Origin of the sequence: Methanofervidicoccus abyssi (genome assembly GCF_004310395.1) — an archaeon.
GTDB classification, from domain to species: Archaea; AGJL01; Methanococci; order Methanococcales; family Methanococcaceae; genus Methanofervidicoccus; species Methanofervidicoccus abyssi.
In genome coordinates this window covers 231,737-252,934 of record NZ_BFAX01000003.1, presented here as the reverse complement: position 1 = coordinate 252,934, position 21,198 = coordinate 231,737, and the positions used below count along the sequence as shown (strand labels likewise).

The window sequence follows — 21,198 nt, the reverse complement described above, 5'->3', positions numbered from 1 at the left end:
TAAAATTATTATATAAGTTTATATAACTTTTACCTACAACAGTTACTACACGAGATATTTAATAATGAAAAATGAGATAATTAAAATTAATTGTCATCCTATAGTAACCTCTTATTACCTATTTTATAAGATTATCTAGATAATAACAATAATCATATAAAATCATATAAAATAATTATTACAATAATAACAATACCTACGGTGTAAGTATGGACCCTACAGTTATTTTTTGGATTTTCTTTATATTACTTATCTTATACTCCCAAACTGCCTTTAGAATGAAACTGATCCAGAGATATAGCTGTATAAAGAGGTTGGAGAAGGAGAGAAAAACCAGAGTAATTGTAATGATACATAGACAGGAACAACTGACACTCTTTGGTATCCCCATCTATAGATTTATAACTATAGAGGACAGTGAAGAAGTACTTAGGGCAATAAGAATGACACCTGAAGATATGCCTATAGATCTCATACTACATACACCAGGAGGATTAGTATTAGCCAGTGAGCAGATAGCTATGGCGTTGAAGGAACACAAGGCCAAAACTACAGTAATTGTACCGCACTATGCCATGAGTGGAGGTACTTTAATAGCCCTGGCTGCAGATGAGATTATTATGGATAAAAATGCTGTATTGGGACCTGTGGATCCTCAGATAGGTAACTATCCAGCAGCTTCTATCTTAAAAGTGGTGGAGACTAAGTACATAGATCAACTTGATGACGAGACCTTGATACTTGCAGATATATCCAGGAAAGCGATATCACAAGTGAAGGAGTTTGTATATAACCTCCTGAAGGATAAAATGCCAGAGGAGAAAGCCAGAGAAGTTGCAGAGATCCTATCTACAGGAAGATGGACCCACGACTACCCACTGACTGTGGACAAGTTGAGAGAGTTAGGTATAGAAGTAAATACCAACGTTCCAAAGTTAGTATACAAACTCTTCGATCTCTACAAGCAGCCAACAACTCAGAGACCATCTGTGCAGTACATACCTGTACCTTACAGAAAGGTGGATCATGTTAAAGGTAAGATTTAAAAGTAAAGAAGGTTATAAAGAATACGATCTCCATGTCGCAGATAACTTTTTTAAGAGAGCCTTAGGTTTAATGTTTAGAGATATAGGGAAAAATGAGGGGATGATATTCTACTATAAAAAGCGAAAACTCCACATCCACACATTTTTTATGAGATTTCCAATAGATGTTATATTTTTGCTGGATAATAGAGTTGTAGAAGTAGTTAGAGATTTGAAACCTTGGAGGACTTATAAATCCAAGGTGTACTCCAACTCTATGATAGAAATAAGGAGCGATGATAAGTTAGAGATAAGTGTAGGAGATAAAATAGAGATCAGGAAGTAGACTCCTTCTTATATACATGTATATGTCTAGTTAAACTACCATGGACATACAACTTATGTATCTCCATCAACTTCAGATTTAGATCTACCTTTCTAGGAAAGGCAAATACCATATACCCTCCATCCTTCAGAATATCTCCAAGTTTTTCCAGTATACTTATAATATCTCCTTTTACAGATGTTAGTATTCCATAGGGAGGATCTGTAACGATGGCATCTACACTGTTAATACCTTTAGATCTCAGGTAATCTACAACATCTTTAGCATCCATCCTCTTTATCTCTAATACACTGTCCTCCAAGTTGTAAGATTTTAAATTTATCAATGTGCCTCTTACCATCCTACCGTCTATATCACAACCTATCAACTTACAACCTATCATCCCCCCCTCTATTAAAAACCCACCTACTCCACAGAAGGGATCTAAAATTATTTCCCCCTCTTTCAACCTGGCTAGGTTTACCATCCCTCTTGCAAGTTTTGGGAGGATACTTCCAGGATGGAAGTACGTCCTTAGATGGGGCCTGTTGTTGTAGAAGTACTTTCTATCCCTCTTCCTCACAAGTAATCCTAAGTATATCTTATTTTGAAGTATCACTACTTTTATAACCTTGGAGGGTTCCTTGAGGTTCACCTTTGCACCTGTTTTCTCCTTTAGGACACCTCCAACGATCCTCTCGATAGTCGGCGAACTTATATCTCCATTGCCATTTATTTTTACAGTCCTAACTGCAAAGGTATCCCTAGATGGATCTATCTGAAGAAAGTTAAAGAGTTCTTCAGATGAGAATTCCTCCAATCTCTTAAGAAGTTTCTCAAGACCTTCCTTTAGGGATCTACTGTATTTCACCCCGGTAACTATAAGATGCCCTTCCTCAATATAGGCCCCTCTTTCAATAATTCTATTTATATACTTAACCAGGGTGGGTTTATCTAAGGAAGATGATACCGTCCCGTAGTTGTTAAGAACCTCCACCTTACCTCCTAGTGGATAGATCTCCAAGAGTGCCTTTAACTCAGATACTGGAAGTGTTTCATGCTCCTTTAAAAGTAAAAATCCAGCCTCCATAACCACCCCTTACCTTATAGAGTCTTCTCAACCACCTGTCCTCTGGGCCTGATCTCTTCAAATATTTGGGCCTGGAAGGAGTATATCTTTACAGGATACCTGAGCCAGGCATCTGGAGATAGGGATGCCTTGAGACATAAGTTGGATAGATACTCAGGAACTTCCCATTCCTGCTCCACTGGAACTTGAGGTAGCAGTAGGCCTCTATAGATACCATACTCTATTATCAATCCATCCCTCCCTATCTCTATTTTATCCAAATATTCCGAGGGATCTTCTACCTCTATCAACTTAGGTGGAGTTAATACACTAACCTCCACTACTATGTTGTCCATCTCATCGATGGTTACAGGGGGAAATCTTGGATCGTTAACTGCAGCACTTATCGCTGCCTCCTTGAGAGCTTCTATAAGGGGCATAGTAGGTTCAGGTACTCCAATACAGCCTCTTAATGTATGATCTGGATAAGTATGAAGAGTTACAAAAACTCCTCTATATTTATCAAATTTTTTGGGATAATTTACTACCACGATATTCTTACCAGTTAGATAATTTTCAATAACTGCCCTGGCGTACTTTACAGCATATGTACCTTCTTCTAAGGTTAATCTATCCATACTATCTCCCCAATTTTTTTGAAATAATTATTATAATATTATATTATAATTGTATGTCATATTTATAATAAAGATTATTATTAATTTGTTATTATTTATAAGGTGATTCAATGTTTGCAAGGGAGATCGAGTTAAAGGGACATATAATAGACAACCTTATTCTACCAAAGGCATTTGACACTATATTGGAACTAGGGGGGGATTACAAAGTATTGGAGTTTAACATAGGTAAGAGGAAAACTGATATTTCCTATGCGAGGATTCTTGTAATAGGAAAGGATCAGGCACATCTAGATAAGATACTTGAGGAGTTGCAGAATATTGGGGCGGAAATTCCAGAAATCGAAGATGTTGAGGTGAAGCAGGTTGAGAGGGATAAGGTACTACCAGATGGATTCTACTCTACAACTAATCATCCAACTTATATAAAGTACAAGGGACAGTGGATAGAAGTTGAAAAACCTAAGATGGACGGGATTATCGTTGTTTATCCAGAGGAGATGAGGGCGGAGACTAAAGTTATAAGGGAGGTTAAAAAGGGAGATCTGGTAGTTGTAGGTCATAAAGGTATAAGGGTTATACCACCGGAAAGGCCTAGGGAAAAGGGACAGTTATTTGAGTTTATGAAGTCAGAGGTCTCTGCGGAGAAACCGAAAGAGGCTATTATAAAGAAGATAGCGAGGGAGATGTATAAGATAAGGGAGGAATACAGGAGAAGTGGGAAGGGAGGTATAGTGGTGGTGGCAGGTCCTGCGGTGATACACACTGGAGGAGGTCCTGCACTCGCAAAGTTGATAAGGATGGGATACGTTCAAGCACTCTTTGCAGGTAATGCCCTTGCAACTCACGATATAGAGAGTGTCTTATATGGTACTTCCTTAGGTGTAGATATCTCAACAGGAAAACCTGTATTGGGAGGACATAAACATCATCTATACGCCATAAATACTATTATGAAAGCTGGGAGTATCAGAAAGGCTGTGGAACAGGGAATAATAAAAAAAGGTATAATGTACGAGTGTATAAAGAACAACATTCCCTATGTATTAGCTGGGAGTATAAGGGATGATGGACCCCTTCCTGATGTTATAACCGACGTTGTAGAAGCTCAGGATAAGATGAGAGAGTTACTTTTAGATAAGAAGATGGTCCTAATGATGGCTACACTGCTCCACTCCATAGCAACTGGTAATTTGATGCCCTCTTATATAAAAACTATCTGTGTAGATATCAATTCAGATGCTGTAACGAAGTTAATGGATAGGGGAACTTCCCAGGCTATAGGGGTTGTTACAGATGTTGGAGTATTTATCACTTGTCTGGTGGAGGAACTGGAAAGGCTGGAGAGGAAGAATTCCCAAAAAGTTGAAAAAGAAACGGATGAAAAAGAATTTAGTCGGATTAAAGAACTTGCAAAGAATGTTAATAAAGGTTAAAAATTATTTTTCCACACATCTGGAGCAGGCTCTTAAATTAATAATAAATTAAAACAAGTCATTAATTATGGATATGGAAATCACCTACACATCAATACTTATCAAACTGTAAAATAATAGGAAGTATAGAGTTTATTAAATACACAATAAAAAGAAGAGATTTCTAGTCATTATGAGTTCATTATCTGTCCTGTTGGGAAAAAGATCAGCCTTTTCCTAAAGAACTCAGGAGTATTCAGAGACAATTATCAGTCTATTAATTTCCTTTTTTATAATTCTATAAATAATTCCATTTCTCCTCAAATAATAGTTTAAAAAAATATCTTGGTTTCCATTAGAAAATCCTGCCAATAATAAACATTAATATAAAAGCCAGAGGAGAAACTAATTACTACCTACCCTAAAGATGAGATTTTACCTGGTGAAACACCCCATAAAGTGCGTAACCTATAGCACAGATAAATAAACCTTCGGGAATGTTAAAGAGAGATAATACTAAGGAGATTCCAAAGATTACCAGGTACCATCTTCTTGGATACTTAGGATATATTATATCACTTATCATTAGGAATCCTATCAGTGTTCCAAAGATGAAGATATCTATATCCCAGTAATAATGTCTCAACATTTTATCATATTTTAAAATCATTTCAGAAAATGTGGAGAGGAGAAGGGCTCCGGCAGGTATAGGTAGGCCTACAAAATCCTTAACATCCAGTGTATTAAACCTTGCCAGTCTTAGGGCTCCACATAGTAGGAAGATAAGAGAAGTTACTAAACTCCACGTACTCCCAAAGTAGTGGTATAGTAGATAGGAAGGCGCTACTCCAAAACTGACAACGTCACATAAACTGTCTAACTGGGCTCCAAAATCTGTGACTGTATTGGTTTTTCTGGCTACATATCCATCTAAGGCATCGAACACTAGTGCGAGGTATATAAATCTAAAGTCCTGGAAGAACACTGCCAACATCCCCAGTACGATATTTATCATCGTGAGATAGTCTGAGACTGTAATCATCCCCCTTATCCTGAATATCTTAAATTTTCTCCCCATGAACAACCTCCACTATCTTCTTAAATAGGATTTCCATCTCCCTTCCAATAGGAGAGTTTAGATCTACAGGTTTTCCCTTTAGATCCATATATACAACATCCTCACTGTAAGGTAAGAATTTAAGTATGGGAATACCTACCTCCTCCTCAAAGATCTCCTTAAATTTTTCACTGTTTATATTCTCTCTTACCTTATTTACAACGGCGTAAATCCTTGGAATACCTAGATCTTCTGCCAATTTCTTTATTCTCTTCGCAGTTAGAGTAGCCTTCTTAGAGGGCTCCACCACCACCAGCATCATATCTACGTTCTCCGTGGTTTTTCTCCCCAGGTGTTCAATACCTGCTTCCATATCCATAATTACAACTTCATCCCTCTTCAATATAAGATGTCTTAAAAGTCGCCTAAGAAGGACTGATGCAGGACATACACACCCTTCTCCTCCCTGCTCTATAGTTCCCATTGCCAAGAGGTATATATTACCTATCTTGTAGGAATACTTATCTATTATATCATCTACCTTGGGGTTTATCTTAAATATACTTCCATATTCTCCAACCTTTGCACCTGTACGTTCCTCTATAAGGTCCTCTCTCTTAGATATAGGAGTGATTTCCTCTTCTATCCCTAAGGCACAGGCGAGGTTCATATCTGGATCTGCATCAACTGCGATAACCTTGTAGTTGCTTTTCTCAAAGAGTCTAGCAAGTGTAGAGGCTATGAAGGTTTTACCAACTCCCCCTTTCCCAGAGATGGCTATCTTCAAGATATCACCGATTATGTTTTCTGACACTCTCTCTTAAGATACTCCAATATATTGTCTCTCACCTCTCCAATAGTGTACCCCATCTCTATAGGTATGTTATCCCTCTTGTTCAGTATCTCTACTAGATGGGCTACCCTGGGGAGTCTTAAATTTGCCCTCCTTATCAGATCTATTTTACTGAACACCTCCCATGGAGTACCTTCTGTTATAATTTTTCCATCATTCATAACATAAACCCTATCTGCATACACAGGCACTAGATCCACATCATGAGTGGAGATTATTACAGTCATTCCCTCCCTGTTCAACTTGTAGAGCAACTCCATAATCTTGGAGGCCCCTATGGGATCTAAACCTGCTGTAGGCTCATCGAGTACCATCACTTCAGGTTTCATAGCCAGTATTCCTGCTATGGCTACCCTCTTCTTTTCTCCTCCACTTAGGTGATGGGGAGGTTTATCTTCATATTCTTCCATTCCTACAGCTTTTAGGGCCTCTTTAACTATTTTCTTAGTTTCCTCCTCACTGTATCCCAGATTTAAGGGCCCAAATGCCACATCTTCCATCACAGTTGGGGCAAAAAGTTGATCATCTGGATTCTGAAAAACTATCCCTACAGTTTTTCTAACCTCTAAGAGGGATCCACTGTCGTACTTTATAGGTTTGTCCTTTATCAGAATCTCTCCCTTATGGGGTTTTAATATCCCGTTGAAGTGTAAAAATAGGGTAGATTTTCCTGCACCGTTGGGACCTAAGAGTGCTACCATTTCACCTCTTTTAACTTTAAAATTTACCCCTTTCAGGGCTAAGGTTCCATCTGGATATTTGTAATATACATCCCTTGCCTCTAAGATAACTTTATCTTCTGACATAGATTCACCTCTATTAGTTAAAACATGCTTAAACTAATTAACTGTTCCAGTTCCCATCATTAAAGTAGTGATTAAAAGAAAAGAAATAATATTTAATTTAATAAAATAATTTTAATTTAATATAATATTAATTTATTAAGATTATCGTAAGTTGTTTGGTACCTCTACCCTTGTACTCTTCTATTACTTCTTTCATCCTTCTCGTAGCCTCAACTATATTCTTAGTCCCTACTATTGCAGAGATGACAGCCACTCCATCTATACCAACTTTTAGAACTTCCCTAATATTCTCATGGTTTATACCACCTATTGCAACAACTGGGATATGAACATTCTCTACTATCTCTCTTAATCCCCCTAAACCTAAAAGTCTGGCATCTTCCTTGGTCCTTGTAGGAAACACACTTCCAGCACCTATATAGTCTGCCCCCTTTCTCTCACCTTCTAGAGCTTCTCTTAGGTTTGATGCTGAAACACCTACTATCAAATTTGGTGCTATCTCCTTGACTACATCTACCGGCATGTCCTCCTGTCCCACATGCACTCCATCAGCATCTACAGCCAGGGCAACATCTACTCTATCATTTACAATGTACAGAGTGTCGTAATCTTCAGTTAGTTTTCTAATCTTTTTACCTACTTCCACCATTTCCCTTGTTGGTACTCCTTTGAGTCTCAACTGTATTGCAGTTGCCCCTCCCTCTAAAGCCTCCTTTACACTTTCCACCTCATTCCTAAGCCTCCTATCTGTTATGACGTAGAGTTTAAGTTTTTCCCTCAGGTTCAAATTTTCACCTAATTTTTCACCTATTTTTATATGATGCTATCAATTTCTCCTTCCACTCCATACTTATATCTATACTTCCTCCCTGGATATCTCCCATGTCTATTCCATCGTAAGTATCTTCGATATATCCTTCAACTTCCATATATATTCTCTTTAAATCCTCTACAGTCTCCTCATCCGTATTCCAGAGACCTCTCTGATAGGCCTCAAGTAATCTCCTTCCAATCTCCTCAAGTGCGTAAGGGTTGTTTCTCTTAAAGAACTCTCTATTTTTTTCATCTTTAATAAAGGTGGAGTATATTCCATCGAATATCCAACTATCCACCTCCTTAGTTGTTGCACTCCATCCAAATACCCTCCCTATCCTCTTGGAGATATCACCTACTCCCTTGTACCCATGTCTTTCCATAGATTCTATCCACTTTGGATTTAAGAGTTTCGATAAAGTTACCCTTTCAATCTCCTCCTTAAGTGTCCTTACAGTTATATTTTCCAACCTTCTAGTATCTCCGTAGTAGGATTTAACATCTTTACCAGAGATAACCTTTACAGCGTTAATTAAACCCCCATGGACACCGAAGTAACAGCAACATCCTAAGAGATCGTACTCGTCACTCACAACCTTGTTGTAAGTTACATCTACAGTTTTCAATAACATCTCAAAGGATCTCTTTGCCTTTTCTCCATATACTCCCTTCCCATAGGCGTAGGAGTTCCAGAGTACAAAAGCATCCTTTAGATCCTCCTCGTTCTCCCATGCACTGGCGTATATAGCGTACTTTACACCATTTCCATAGGTACCTGGTTTCGAAGAAAAGATCCTGTAGGTAGCTTCTCTAAATGAGAGGCCCTCTTTTATACCCTCTAGCACATGTTTCCTTACGAAGTTCATCTCAGGAGGTTCTTCAAGTTTAGCAACCTTAACTATAGCCTCATCAACTATATCCATACAGTTTGGGAAGTTATCCCTCAGTATTCCACTTACTCTCAAGGTTACATCTATTCTTGGCCTCTTCAGCTCCTCTAATGGTATTATATCTACTCCCACCACCTTACCCTTTCTCCACCTTGGTTTCACCCCTAAAAGATATAGTATCTGAGCCATGACCTCTCCATCTGACCACATGATATCTGAACACATCCAGTATATAGCCACATTCTCTGGATATCTTCCCTCTTCCTCCAAATACTTATGAATAAGCTTTTCAGCGAGAATACAGCCTACACGATAACTGGCCTCTGTTGGTATAGTATAGGGATCTAAGGAGTAGAAGTTCCTCCCTGTGGGAAGTATATCTATCTTTCCACGGGTTATTAAACCTGAAGGACCTGGTTCTATATATCTCCCATCAAATACTCTCAATAGACTATCTATCTCCCTTGAATCCTCTATCCTCTTGTTTATATCCAATATCTTCTCTTTTAACTCCCTATCTTCAATATTTCTACCTGATATTACATCTTCAATATCTTTTCTCAACCTCTTACTCCTGCCATGCTTAAACTCCAGTATGGAGTAAATATATTCTACCCTCCTCTCACCTTCTGGGATGGTACCAAATACATGCATACCGTCGTTACACTTTGAAGATTTTAGTATCTCTAAGGCATTTCTTATATCCTGGAATATCTCTTTAAACTCTTCATGAAGAGTACCTTTCTTCTCCATCTCTTTAACCCTTTTAGAAAGATTTATTATATTGACTCTCTTTACTTCTTCAAGGATAAGATGTTCCAACTGATGCCTTCTAGATATATCCATCTCCTTCAGATACTCTTCAACGTAATTACTTAGTTTCTCCAACTCTGAAGGGAAGGCATCAATCATGAGGACCTGCATGTGATCTATTAAAGTAGAATAACTTCTTCTCTTAGCTACTGTACCTTCTGGAGGGTTATCTGAGTTATATATATAGATATGTGGTATATCATCTATTAAGATATCTGGATAACACTTGCCTGAAAGACCCACATTTTTACCAGGTAGGAATTCCAAACTTCCATGGGTACCCACATGGACAATTACATCCCCAATTTCGTTGAAGTACCTGTAGGTAGCGATGTAGTGATGGGTTGGAGGACACTCTGGATCGTGGAGTATCTTACATACACTTCCATCACATCTAGCACCTACACAGCCTCTCTTTGGCTGTACAGCAACATAGATGTTTCCAAATCTTAAACCGGTAATTACTATCTTCTTCCTACCATCCCTATCCCTATACACCATACCTCCAGTATTTAAATCCTTCCAGGTTTCCAACACTTTCCTTTTAACCTCTTCAGGGAGACTGTTGAAGTACTTCCAGTACTCAGATTCATCCATGAGGTAGAGAGCTCCCCCCTTAGATACTATCTCCTCTACAGATGTCCATCTAAATTCAGAGATAGCCTTTTTTTCCAGTATCATCTTTGCCAGTTGATCACCACTCTCTGGAATATTCTCTACAGTATAACCATTCTCCTTCAATCTCCTCATAATGTTAATTAGACTCTGAAAGGTGTCTAAATGGGCAGCACTACCAACGGTAGCCTCGAGGGAGGCACAGGCATTACTGTGGAGTATAAATATTACCTTTCTATCACTCCTATCCTTATACTTTAACTCTGTCCATCTCTTTATTCTTCTAACTAACTTATCTATTCTATCTTCAATAGGTTTCTTCTTCTCTAAACATCCTACCTTCTCAGTAGTTCCCACTATTATAGGTTCAATAACACCTTCCAACTCTGGAAGTGCAACATTCCAACCTATTTCAAAGGACAGCCCATTTTTATCTCTTTCCCACTCCTCATAGGATTTATAATAACTTACAACTGGATGAAAAACTGGAACATCTAACTTCTTTAGAATATCTACACCATCCATCTTTTTAAGTGCTCCTCCCTCTTTCGTAGTACCTAAAGGAAAGGACAGCAAGTTGATTAGAGCATCGATAACAGGTTTATTATCTTTAAAAAAGTATCTCATTACACATTCACCACTACCCCATGCCCCTAAATCTTCATCCTTCGCTCCATAGGTAAATACAGGAATAACGTTGAAGTGTTCCTCTAACTTATCTATTAACATATCTATAACTTCCATATCCTCGTTTATCAAGTAGTGCCTTGAGAATAAAACTCCAACAGTGTATTTCTTGTTAAATTCTTTATCCTTTAAAAAGTCCTGGAGATTCTCATATATTTTAATATTCCCATCTTCCTTTAGATATATACCTTGGAAGGGAAACTTCAGAGGTTCACTGTATTCAATACTTTCCACCACACTACTGTTAGCTAATAAATAAAGTATAAGATTCTTGAAGTTCTCAATTCCCCCATACACAGTATATAGATATGCCTTTGGAGACAGCTTGGAGTTCCAGTATTGAGGATCCTGTCCTATAACTATAGAATTCTCTAAAATAGGTATTCTATCGTAAATCTCTGAAGATATCCTATAGATAAGTACTAGATGAGATTCTTTAGTATCTCTTAAAAATCTCTCAAATTTTTCCTCTATATCCCTTGTAGAGTATATCTTCATTTGGAGATCTACATTGTAGTTATCCCTCAAGAACTTCTTTAGAGATTTATAGGCCCTATCCAGTATGGAGCAGTAAGAGGCCCACATTAAGGTGGTGATTTTAATACTCTTCATACTAATCACCAGTTTAATTTTGATTTTAAATAATTATTAAATATTATAATAATATTAATTTTTATTATAGTAATATTAAAATATACAAAAAAGTAATATTGTTAATTATTAATTATTACAAATACATATAAAAAATATCATAAAAAGAATAAAAAGAGGGAGGGTATGAACAAGGTATTTCCATTTACTGCAATAGTTGGACAGGAGAAGATGAAGAAGGCGTTAATCCTAAATGCTATTAATCCAAAGATCGGTGGAGTTTTAATAAGAGGTGAAAAGGGTACTGCAAAATCCACTGCAGTTAGAGCTCTGGCAGATCTTCTACCGGAGATAGAGGTTGTGGAAAATTGTCCATTTAACTGTACTATTGATGGAGACCTATGTGATATCTGTAGGGAGAATATTAAAAAGGGAAATCTAAAAACTGTTAAAAGGAAGATGAAAGTTGTAGATCTGCCGATAGGCTGTACAGAAGATAGGGTAATAGGCACATTAGACATAGAGAGGGCTATAAAAGAGGGTGTAAAAGCATTAGAACCGGGAATACTTGCAGAAGCTAACGGTAATATACTCTACATAGACGAGGTAAATCTCTTAGATGATCATATAGTAGATATCCTGTTGGATGTTGCAGCTATGGGTTGGAATATCATAGAAAGAGAAGGTATAAAGATAAGGCATCCTTCAAGGTTCATACTTGTAGGTACTATGAATCCCGAAGAGGGGGAACTTAGACCTCAGATACTGGATAGGTTCGGTTTAATGGTTGATGTAGAAGGTTTAGAGGATGTTAAAGATAGAGTGGAGGTTGTTAAGAGGGTTGAAAAGTTTAACAGAGACCCGGAGGGGTTCTATAAGAAATTTGAGGAAGAACAGAACAAACTAAGAAAAAAGATTGAAAATGGGAGGAAAATTCTAAAGGATGTTATAATTAAAGATGATCTATTGGAGTTGATCGCCAGGATCTGTATTGAGTTGAACATTCCAACAAGTAGGGCAGATATAACGGTGGCGAGAACTGCAAAGGCAATAGCAGCCTTCAATGGAAGAACTTACGTAAATATCGATGATATTAAGGAGGCCTGTGAGTTGGCACTACCTCATAGGATGAGGAGAAAACCTTTTGAACCTCCACAGTTGAACCATGAGAGAATAAATGAGATAATTGAAGATTTTAAAAATAGAAATGATCCAGGGAATAAAGATAGTGAGAAGGATCTAAAAAAAAACTCCTCTGAAAGTGTAGAAGTTGAAAGTACTGAAAGTAGAGGGCATGAAGGGGATAAAAGGGATAGAGAGGGTGAAGGGGATAGAGGTGAGGGATACAGGGATATTCAAGGAGGGAAGGATAGGGAAGATGAAAAAGGCTCCTCTGAAAGAGTATTTGATGCCAAAGGTGGGATAGATCCCAGGAATATACTAAAGGTTAAACTTAGGGACGACACCCTTAGAAACTTCCAAGGGAGACATGTGGATAGTCTAAGTAGAAGGGGGAGGTATGTAAGTTATAGGATACCTAAAGGTAAGGTAAGAGATATAGCATTAGATGCCACCATCAAGGCAAGTGCTCCCTGTCAGAGAAGTAGGTTAGAGAAATCCCGAAAAGATGTGAAATTAATAATCAAAGAAGAGGATATAAGGGAGAAAGTTAGAAAGAAGAAGATACTTACAAATATACTCTTCGTTGTAGATGCAAGTGGTTCCATGGGAGTCATGAAGAGAATGGAGGCTGTTAAGGGGACTATTCTCTCCATTCTCATGGATGCCTATCAGAAGAGGAACAGAGTAGGTATGATAGCATTTAGGGGTAAAGACGCCGAGATAATATTACCCTTTACCTCTTCGGTGGAGCTGGCAGAGAAGTGTTTAAGGGATATTCCTACTGGAGGTAGGACACCCCTTTCAAAGGCCTTCTTAAAATCCTACGAGGTTATTAAAAGTGCCATCAGGAGGGATCCAAATATTATACCTATAGTTATATTTATAAGTGATTTCAAGCCTAACGTAGCTGTCGGTAAGGACTATCTGGAGGAGATATACCAAGTATGTGAAAAATTTGTAGAAGATGGTATAAACGTTATACTTATAGATACAGAAGCTGATTCCTTTGTGAAGATAGGTATTGGAAAGAAAATAGGGGAAAAATTTGGTTTTCCATACTACCATATAGATAAACTTACCTCTGAAAGTATACTGGCGTTACTCCAGTAATTTTTTAAACTGGATGTTATAATCCTCTTTACTCTTTACTATTCCCAGTATCTCTACGTCCCCGTATTTTTCAATCGTTTCAAAGGTTTTTTCATAGTATAAAACATCCTCCAATTTAGTTATACAGTTGATGACAATTCCTTTAACCTCAATTCCTTTATTCCTCAGATGTTCAACTGTAAGGAGTGTATGGTTTATAGTGCCTAAGTTAGGCTTAGAGACGATAAGTGCAGGGAGATCTAAGAACTTTATCAAATCTGACATTACGAAGTTATCCTTTATAGGTACTGCAACACCTCCTGCCCCTTCAACTATGAGGTATCGATATTTTTTACTTAGTACATCGAAGGACATTTTTATTCTCTCTTTTATTTCGTCTAAGGTTATGTCGTATCCTTCGATCTCAAAGGCTATATTTGGAGATAAGGGGCTCTTCAGGTTTATGGGATTTAGAATACTTAGATCTTCTTCTAAGTTTAATGTGTTTTTAAGTGTTAAGGTGTCTTCCATGCCTCCAGTTTCTATAGGTTTTAAATAACCTACATCCACATTTTCTTTATATTTTAAATGGCTTCCAATTATAGAAGAGACGTAAGTTTTTCCAATTCCGGTATCTGTTCCTGTGATGAATATCATGGGATTTCACCTTATGATAAGTGTTATAATTATTTAATAAATTATTAATAAATTAAGAATACTTAATAAAGCCATATAATAAAATAATAAAAATAGAAAAAATAGAAAAATCTCTAAGATTACTGATAAATATTAAGAAAGACAAAATCCCACTGTTATCCTTCCCGGATAACTCTGGGTTTTCTCTTCCATGGAGAAAGGTGTTAAGTCTATTCATGATGGAAGATATTATCTTTTCTCCAGTATTTAGGGTATCCTGAAAAGAGAACACAGAAATCTCCACTCTTTTACGCCATTTACTCCTCTCATTTTAGGTGTAGTACTCTTCGAGATGTTGTTGTTATAAACAGTTTTTATTCTAAATATACTTCGATAGAAAACTTACTATCAAAAAGGTGATATGATGAAAATAGGGATCGTTGGAGGAGGGACATCTGGATTACTCTCTGCATTAGCACTGGAAAAAATGGGACATGATGTTACAGTTATAGAGAAAAATAAGGTAGGAGGCCTCTGTAGAAGCGAGTATATCGACGGCTACACAGTGGATATAGGAGTTCATGCAATTACCATGTTGAACGACGGACCCCTTATAAGACTACTGAAGAAATATGCAAAATATATCCCAAACTTTAGGCCCTATGGAGACTACTACGTTAGGTTAGATAAACTTTACAGTATCCCAATCTCTATGCAGGAGTGGACATCTACTTCTATAATTCCCAATAGGGATAAGGTTCTTGTCATAAGTAAGATGATAGATCTTATGACTTCTGGATTCTCTAAAGATACTTCTGTTTACGATGTTATAAAGGATATGAACCTAAGTAAGGTATCTATAGACTTTTTCAACACTATCTGTTATTTCCTAAGTGGAGAAGATATGAAAAAAACTCCTCTCTGGAGACTATTTACAGGAGCAGGATATATTCCAGAAGACGATATTCTACCTTTCATATATTACGAAGATCTGAAGATAAACCCATTAAAGACGGTACTATTTAAAAAGATAAGGGGGGAGAAGATTAAAAAAATCCTGAAGGATGGTTTTCTATATTCGATAAAGAACGAATCTAAAAAGTACTTAAGTAAATTTATAAAGAGGCCAAAATATTGGACCCAGGGATACCCTCTCGGAGGGGTCCAATCAATATGCAACTCTATACTTTACTCCTTAGATAGAACAGAGATCATAGAAGGAGAAAAGGTTGTAGAGATATCTCAATACAGGGAAGATGAGAAAAACCCTGGTTATATCATCTATACCCAAGATAACAGTTACTACTGTGATGTGGTTATATATTCCGCCCCTTCAAAGTTTCTTCCAGATATTACAGATATTCCTGAGATCCAGGAAAGGGAGGATAAGTTAAGGAGTATAAAATTTACAAAGTCTCTCACGGTATGGATAGGATACGATGAGAATCCTCTTCCTTACTTAGGTTCAGAGATATGGATAGATCATCCCTGCTGGGCGACCTGCGTAACCAACTACGATAAAAGTTTGGCACCTCCTGGAAAACATCTCCTAGGTTTCTCCTTTGTAAATACTAAGAAAAAGGAGTCCTTAAGTATTATCGAGAACAAGTTAAACATAGATATAGATAAGGCTCACATGATACATTTTCAGGAGTGTGTCCCCGAGCAGGCGTCATGTGTTGTAGGGCAGTATTTCGTATATCCCAAGATAAGGGATGACTTCTATGTTGTAGGTACAGATGCAGATCCGAGGAGTATGGGTATCACAAGGGCAGCGTACTCTGTCGAAGTGATGCTATCTGAGTTTGAGAGATCATTATTGAAAAAATAGAATTACTATAGTTTCCATCAAAGGTAATAATAACTATAGAGACCAAAAATTAGATAAAAAATATTAAAACACCTAAATAAAGTAATACACTATGGATGAAAGGCAAGTATATCTATTATTTTCCCAGACTACACCAATATTGGGAAAATATGTAAGATCCCTGTTGGATCTCTTCTTATCTTTTCTGTTTTTTTCTTTTGTTTTATTATTTTTTATACTTTTATAGTTATGATTATTATTTTTTATTGTTGGTTTAAAAAGTTATGTTAATGTTAGGGATTATAATAATATATTAAAATAAAAATTAGAATAAAAAAACATTTCATAATAAAAAATCCTAAATATAAAATTTTAAAAGAAGAAGATTGAAAAAATACTAAATATTTAGATATCACAGCAAGGATTCCTAAATAGGATTTTTAGTGAAGACCATTTAGTGTAAAATTATAAAAAAATAAAAAATAATACGATATATTGCAATAAAAATTAAGGTGATGTAAGTGGTTGTAATAATAGACTACAGTAAGTGTAAAGGGTTAGATTGTGCAGAGTGTGTAAATGTATGTCCTATGGAGGTGTTTAAAATAGAGAAAGATAAAGTTGTAGTATCAAACGAGGATGTCTGTACCTTCTGTAGGGTTTGTGAAGACGTGTGTTTAGAGAACGCCATAGAGGTTAGAGATGAGTAATACTATATTTTTATTATATTTTAAATTTTTTAAAACCCTTGGAGATAATACAGCCTTTAATAAATGTAAAGAAGCAAAAACACATTAAAGATAGAAATATCTTTTTGTTTCTATTGTTGTTCTCTGGAATGTTTCCCAGTGCTAAAAAACAAAACTAAATATAAGATCTTAGATAGGACTAAGATCACTCACTTTAAGAGTGATAGGAAACTGTGCACTTGAAGATTGGTGATTCTATGCTCTCTCTATACGCCAAAAAGGTACTAAATGAATCTCTTATAAACGATGTAGGGTATGGAGATATCACTACAGAGTTGGTTATTCCAGAAAATCATAACTCCAAGGGAGAGATAGTTATTAAGGAGGACGCTGTAATCTGTGGTTTAAATTTCATCTTAGATTTTTTAAAGGATTATCACTTAAAGTGTAATCTACGTGTAAAGGAAGGAGAGTTTATAGAGAGAGACAGTAAAGTTATGGAGATAGAAGGCAACACAAGAAAAATATTAACACTTGAAAGAACTATTCTAAACTTTTTGATGCACTTATCAGGTATAGCAACTAAGACCTATAGAGTTGTGAAGAAGGTAAGGGAGATAAATAAGAAAGTTAGAATAGCCTGTACTAGAAAGACACTACCTCTACTTTCGCCCCTTGAAAAGTACGCTGTAGTTGTGGGAGGAGGGGATAGTCATAGATTCAGGTTGGACGATATGGTGATGATAAAAGATAACCATATAGAAGCCCTTGGAGTGGAGGAATGTTTCAAGAGAGTGAAGAAGGTTAGTTTCACAAAGAAGGTAGAGATAGAGGTAGATAGTATACATCTATTGGAGAAGGTGCTTCCCTACAGACCTGATATAGTGCTCTTGGACAACTTCAAACCTAAAGAGGTAGAGGAAGCCTTAGAAGTGATAGGTGCCTTCGAGGATAAAGTGGGATATAGGCCCTTAGTTGAGGTTAGTGGAGGTATTAAGGAAAATAACATCTTGGAGTATGCGAAATACGAGGTGGATATAATATCTATGGGATGCCTTATACACTCTGCTCCAGCGGTGGATATAAGTTTAAGCATTTTTAAAAGAGAATAACGACAACATATATACTTCTTCACATCTTAGCTACTATGAATAGAAAAAAGAGTATCAGAGAAGATATAAGAAAGTTTTACGACACCTGGTTTCCTGAAACATTTCCAGGTTATATTAAAACCCTTATGAATTTGGAAGAGATGTTGGTAGTGGGTATTATAGAAAATTTAGAGGAGTATAGAGATATTAAAAGGAAAAGAGGTATGGTATTGGACTGTGGCTGCGGATTCGGATCTTATTACTCCCTAACTAAGGATCTAAATACCCTCTATCTCGATCTATCTTACAACCAGCTTAAAAGATTTGGGAAGATATATGGACTTCGTAGTAATAGAATCTGTGGCGATATATTAAATCTTCCCTTTAAAGACAATACATTTGACCTTCTTCTCTGTATAAACGTCTTGGAGCATGTGAAGGATATCGATAGAGCGCTGAAGGAATTTCATAGGGTGTTAAAAGATAAAGGTATTCTTTTAGTGGTAGTAGTCAATAGAGAAAGTATAATAAGGGAAGAGATATTCAACGAGTTTAGGATATACCATAGGGGGCTATCTCTTAAGAATTTCGAAGTTGATGGTTTTGAGATAGTAAAATATACTACATTTTATTTTCTACCACCTATCTTTAAGATACTTCCAGTGTTTATCCTTAATTGTTTCATAGATAAAATATACTTAAAGTTAGAATACAGATTAAGAGATCTTTTTAAAGGTAAGGGGCAGTTCCTATGTGTGGTTTTAAGAAAAAGTCAGTACAATAAACCTAAAAATAATAATAAAAAACAAACAACTGTCGAGATTTTGAATAAAAAATAATAAATAAAAAATAATTAAAATTAAAAAAAGAAGTAAATAAAGTAAAATAAACTTTTATTTTCTGGATTACACTGGGCACTGGGAAATTGGATAGGATTTTTATTAATCTTTCTTATCCATTCTTAGAAGTTTTTTGTCTCTTTTGTTATTAATTTAATCGCTATTATGGTTATTTTATTGTTTATTTTTATTATAGATTTATTATTTTAAAGATTATTTGATGAGTATAAACAGAGTTCATAGTACCTAATCGTGTTAAGAAAAGTTCCCTTATCATTCTAGTGTCCAGGGTAGCAGGGAGAATATTTATATTTCTTCCTTTCCAGTGGTAGTGTAGTAATTATAAAAAAATTGGATCAATATATAAAAAAGAATTATGGATATAATGAGTTAGTCAGTAAAGTAACTTATTTATAAGTTATACAATAACTCTATTTTTCAATCTTTTAAATATCAACGGTGATGTCATGAGAGGAGCAGAAGCCCTTATAAAGGCACTGGAGTATGAAGGAGTAAAGGTTATATTTGGATATCCAGGTGGAGCTCTACTTCCCTTCTACGATGCACTCTACGACAGTGATCTTATACATATACTTACAAGGCATGAGCAAGGGGCAGCCCATGCAGCAGATGGATACGCCAGGGCTAGTGGAAAGGTAGGGATATGTGTTGGAACCTCAGGCCCAGGAGCTACAAACTTAGTAACTGGTGTTGCCACAGCTTATGCAGATTCTTCTCCTATAATTGCAATTACTGGCCAGGTACCTACAAGGTTAATAGGAAACGATGCCTTTCAGGAGATAGACGCCTTAGGTATATTTATGCCAATAGTAAAGCATAACTTCCAGATAAGGAGGAGCAAGGATATACCTGCAATAGTTAGGAGTGCCTTTGAGATAGCAAAAACTGGAAGACCAGGACCGGTACATATAGATCTACCGAAGGATGTCCAGGAGGAGGAGTTTGATATAGAAGAAAACCCAATACCTGCAAAGATAGATCTTCCTGGATACAAACCTACTATAAAGGGACATCCTAAGCAAATTAAAATGGCTGTAAATGCCATCATGACTGCGGAGAGGCCTGTAATTATAGCAGGTGGTGGTGTAAATATAGCCAATGCAACAGAAGAACTTTTAAAACTTGCAGAGTTATGTAGTATCCCTGTATGTACTACCTTAATGGGAAAGGGAAGTTTTCCCGAGGATCATCCACTTTCTCTTGGAATGGTTGGAATGCATGGAACAAAACCTGCAAATTATGCAGTGTCAGAGTGTGATCTACTGATAGCCATAGGTTGTAGGTTCTCAGATAGGATAACTGGGGATATCAGTAGTTTTGCACCCTATGCAAAGATCATACATATAGATATAGATCCCGCCGAGATCGGGAAAAACGTAGATGTTGATATACCGATAGTAGGGGATGCAAAAGTTGTATTGGGGGATATGATATCCTACTTCCTTAAGATGTGTAGGGAAGGTGGTAAGGAATTAAGTAATGACGGTAGGAGAGAGTGGTTGGAGTATCTGGAATCCCTGAAGAGATCCAAAATTCCAAAGATGAACTACGACGACATTCCAATAAAGCCCCAGAGAATCGTAAAGGAGCTTATGAATGTAATCGAGGAGTTGAAGTTAAAGGATAGATATATTATAACAACAGATGTTGGACAGAATCAGATGTGGATGGCCCACTACTTCAAGGTACATCTACCAAGGACATTTCTGTCTTCTGGAGGTTTAGGTACTATGGGCTTTGGACTACCTTCTGCAATAGGGGCTAAGATAGCAAAGCCAGATTCCAAAGTTATATGTGTTACTGGGGATGGAGGATTGATGATGAATATCCAGGAGTTAGGAACTGTTGCAGACTATGGGATACCTGTTGTAATATGTGTATTTGACAATAGGACGTTAGGAATGGTTTATCAGTGGCAGAATCTCTTCTATGGAAAGAGACAGTGTAATGTTAACTTTGGAGATAGTCCAGACTTTGTAAAGGTTGCAAAGGGCTACGGTATAAAGGCCCAGAAGGTGACAGATCCTAAGGATATAAAGGAGGCACTTAAGGAGGCCCTTCTCAGCGATGAACCTTACCTTATAGATTTTATTATAGATCCTGCAGAAGGTCTACCTATGGTACCCCCAGGTGGAAAATTGAAGAATATAATAGATCCAGTTAGGGAACGTCCTAAGGAGAAGATCCCATGTTTCAATGAGATAAAGAGTAAGTTATTGGAGGATTCTAAAGAAAGGGATAACACTAAGGAAACTCTTCAGGATCTCAACTCTCCTGTAGAGAGGGAGATATATTAAAAGGTGA

17 protein-coding genes are annotated in these 21,198 nt (G+C 36.8%); 9 read left to right on the top strand and 8 right to left on the bottom strand.

The window, feature by feature from the left end; all coding sequences use genetic code 11:
* Positions 1 to 209: 209 nt before the first annotated feature.
* Positions 210 to 1,046: an SDH family Clp fold serine proteinase gene (locus MHHB_RS03855; RefSeq protein WP_131007287.1), complete on the top strand. Its 837-nt coding sequence runs from the start codon at positions 210 to 212 to the stop codon at positions 1,044 to 1,046.
* Positions 1,027 to 1,371: a DUF192 domain-containing protein gene (locus tag MHHB_RS03850; protein WP_131007286.1), complete on the top strand. Its 345-nt coding sequence runs from the start codon at positions 1,027 to 1,029 to the stop codon at positions 1,369 to 1,371. Before MHHB_RS03855 ends, MHHB_RS03850 begins: the two co-directional genes overlap by 20 nt.
* Here the strand turns inward: MHHB_RS03850 and MHHB_RS03845 are convergent.
* Positions 1,361 to 2,440 carry a THUMP domain-containing protein gene (locus tag MHHB_RS03845; protein WP_131007285.1) on the bottom strand — a complete coding sequence of 360 codons (1,080 nt, stop codon included), beginning with the start codon at positions 2,438 to 2,440 and terminating at the stop codon, positions 1,361 to 1,363. The two genes, MHHB_RS03850 and MHHB_RS03845, sit on opposite strands and share 11 nt — an antisense overlap.
* Before the next feature lie 14 nt (positions 2,441 to 2,454).
* Entirely contained in the window at positions 2,455 to 3,057 is a 603-nt protein-coding gene (locus tag MHHB_RS03840; RefSeq protein ID WP_131007284.1) for a TIGR00296 family protein, read from the bottom strand.
* Positions 3,058 to 3,167: 110 nt separating this feature from the next.
* Between MHHB_RS03840 and MHHB_RS03835 the strand changes: the two genes are divergently transcribed.
* Positions 3,168 to 4,493 (top strand): ornithine cyclodeaminase, encoded by a 1,326-nt coding sequence (locus tag MHHB_RS03835; protein ID WP_131007283.1) that lies wholly within the window; start codon positions 3,168 to 3,170, stop codon positions 4,491 to 4,493.
* A 400-nt stretch (positions 4,494 to 4,893) separates the two neighbouring features.
* Here MHHB_RS03835 and pssA read toward each other — a convergent pair whose 3' ends face one another.
* From pssA to cobN, 5 genes are all read right to left on the bottom strand, one after another.
* Positions 4,894 to 5,532: a CDP-diacylglycerol--serine O-phosphatidyltransferase gene (pssA, locus tag MHHB_RS03830; protein ID WP_131007425.1), complete on the bottom strand. Its 639-nt coding sequence runs from the start codon at positions 5,530 to 5,532 to the stop codon at positions 4,894 to 4,896.
* 1 nt (position 5,533) lies between these two features.
* Positions 5,534 to 6,316: an ATP-binding protein gene (locus tag MHHB_RS03825; RefSeq protein ID WP_131007282.1), complete on the bottom strand. Its 783-nt coding sequence runs from the start codon at positions 6,314 to 6,316 to the stop codon at positions 5,534 to 5,536.
* Positions 6,317 to 6,327: 11 nt separating this feature from the next.
* Positions 6,328 to 7,188: an ATP-binding cassette domain-containing protein gene (locus MHHB_RS03820; RefSeq protein ID WP_131007281.1), complete on the bottom strand. Its 861-nt coding sequence runs from the start codon at positions 7,186 to 7,188 to the stop codon at positions 6,328 to 6,330.
* Positions 7,189 to 7,315: 127 nt separating this feature from the next.
* Positions 7,316 to 7,975, bottom strand: a complete 660-nt coding sequence (thiE, locus tag MHHB_RS03815) for a thiamine phosphate synthase (protein WP_131007280.1) — start codon at positions 7,973 to 7,975, stop codon at positions 7,316 to 7,318.
* 16 nt (positions 7,976 to 7,991) lie between these two features.
* Positions 7,992 to 11,618, bottom strand: a complete 3,627-nt coding sequence (gene cobN / locus MHHB_RS03810) for a cobaltochelatase subunit CobN (protein ID WP_131007279.1) — start codon at positions 11,616 to 11,618, stop codon at positions 7,992 to 7,994.
* Positions 11,619 to 11,783: 165 nt separating this feature from the next.
* On the opposite strand from cobN, the gene MHHB_RS06655 reads away from it, so the two are divergent.
* Positions 11,784 to 13,829 carry a magnesium chelatase subunit D family protein gene (locus MHHB_RS06655; RefSeq protein WP_394342769.1) on the top strand — a complete coding sequence of 682 codons (2,046 nt, stop codon included), beginning with the start codon at positions 11,784 to 11,786 and terminating at the stop codon, positions 13,827 to 13,829.
* Here the strand turns inward: MHHB_RS06655 and bioD are convergent.
* Positions 13,818 to 14,465, bottom strand: a complete 648-nt coding sequence (bioD, locus tag MHHB_RS03800; protein ID WP_131007278.1) for a dethiobiotin synthase — start codon at positions 14,463 to 14,465, stop codon at positions 13,818 to 13,820. The two genes, MHHB_RS06655 and bioD, sit on opposite strands and share 12 nt — an antisense overlap.
* Positions 14,466 to 14,868: 403 nt before the next feature.
* Between bioD and MHHB_RS03795 the strand changes: the two genes are divergently transcribed.
* The 5 genes from MHHB_RS03795 to MHHB_RS03775 all read left to right on the top strand — a co-directional run bounded on the left by MHHB_RS03795 (position 14,869) and on the right by MHHB_RS03775 (position 21,191).
* A complete protein-coding gene (locus tag MHHB_RS03795; protein ID WP_131007277.1) occupies positions 14,869 to 16,275 on the top strand; it encodes an FAD-dependent oxidoreductase in 1,407 nt (468 codons plus the stop codon).
* A 500-nt stretch (positions 16,276 to 16,775) separates the two neighbouring features.
* The gene (locus MHHB_RS03790) at positions 16,776 to 16,964 is read left to right on the top strand and encodes a 4Fe-4S dicluster domain-containing protein (RefSeq protein WP_131007276.1); all 189 of its coding nucleotides are present in this window, start codon (positions 16,776 to 16,778) and stop codon (positions 16,962 to 16,964) included.
* Positions 16,965 to 17,200: 236 nt separating this feature from the next.
* On the top strand, positions 17,201 to 18,055 hold the full coding sequence (gene nadC, locus MHHB_RS03785; RefSeq protein ID WP_131007275.1) for a carboxylating nicotinate-nucleotide diphosphorylase: 855 nt from the start codon (positions 17,201 to 17,203) through the stop codon (positions 18,053 to 18,055).
* Between the two features lie 35 nt (positions 18,056 to 18,090).
* Complete coding sequence (locus tag MHHB_RS03780) at positions 18,091 to 18,873, top strand: class I SAM-dependent methyltransferase (RefSeq protein WP_131007274.1); 783 nt, start codon at positions 18,091 to 18,093, stop codon at positions 18,871 to 18,873.
* A gap of 467 nt (positions 18,874 to 19,340) precedes the next feature.
* A complete protein-coding gene (locus MHHB_RS03775) occupies positions 19,341 to 21,191 on the top strand; it encodes an acetolactate synthase large subunit (protein ID WP_131007273.1) in 1,851 nt (616 codons plus the stop codon).
* The last annotated feature ends 7 nt before the right edge of the window (positions 21,192 to 21,198 follow it).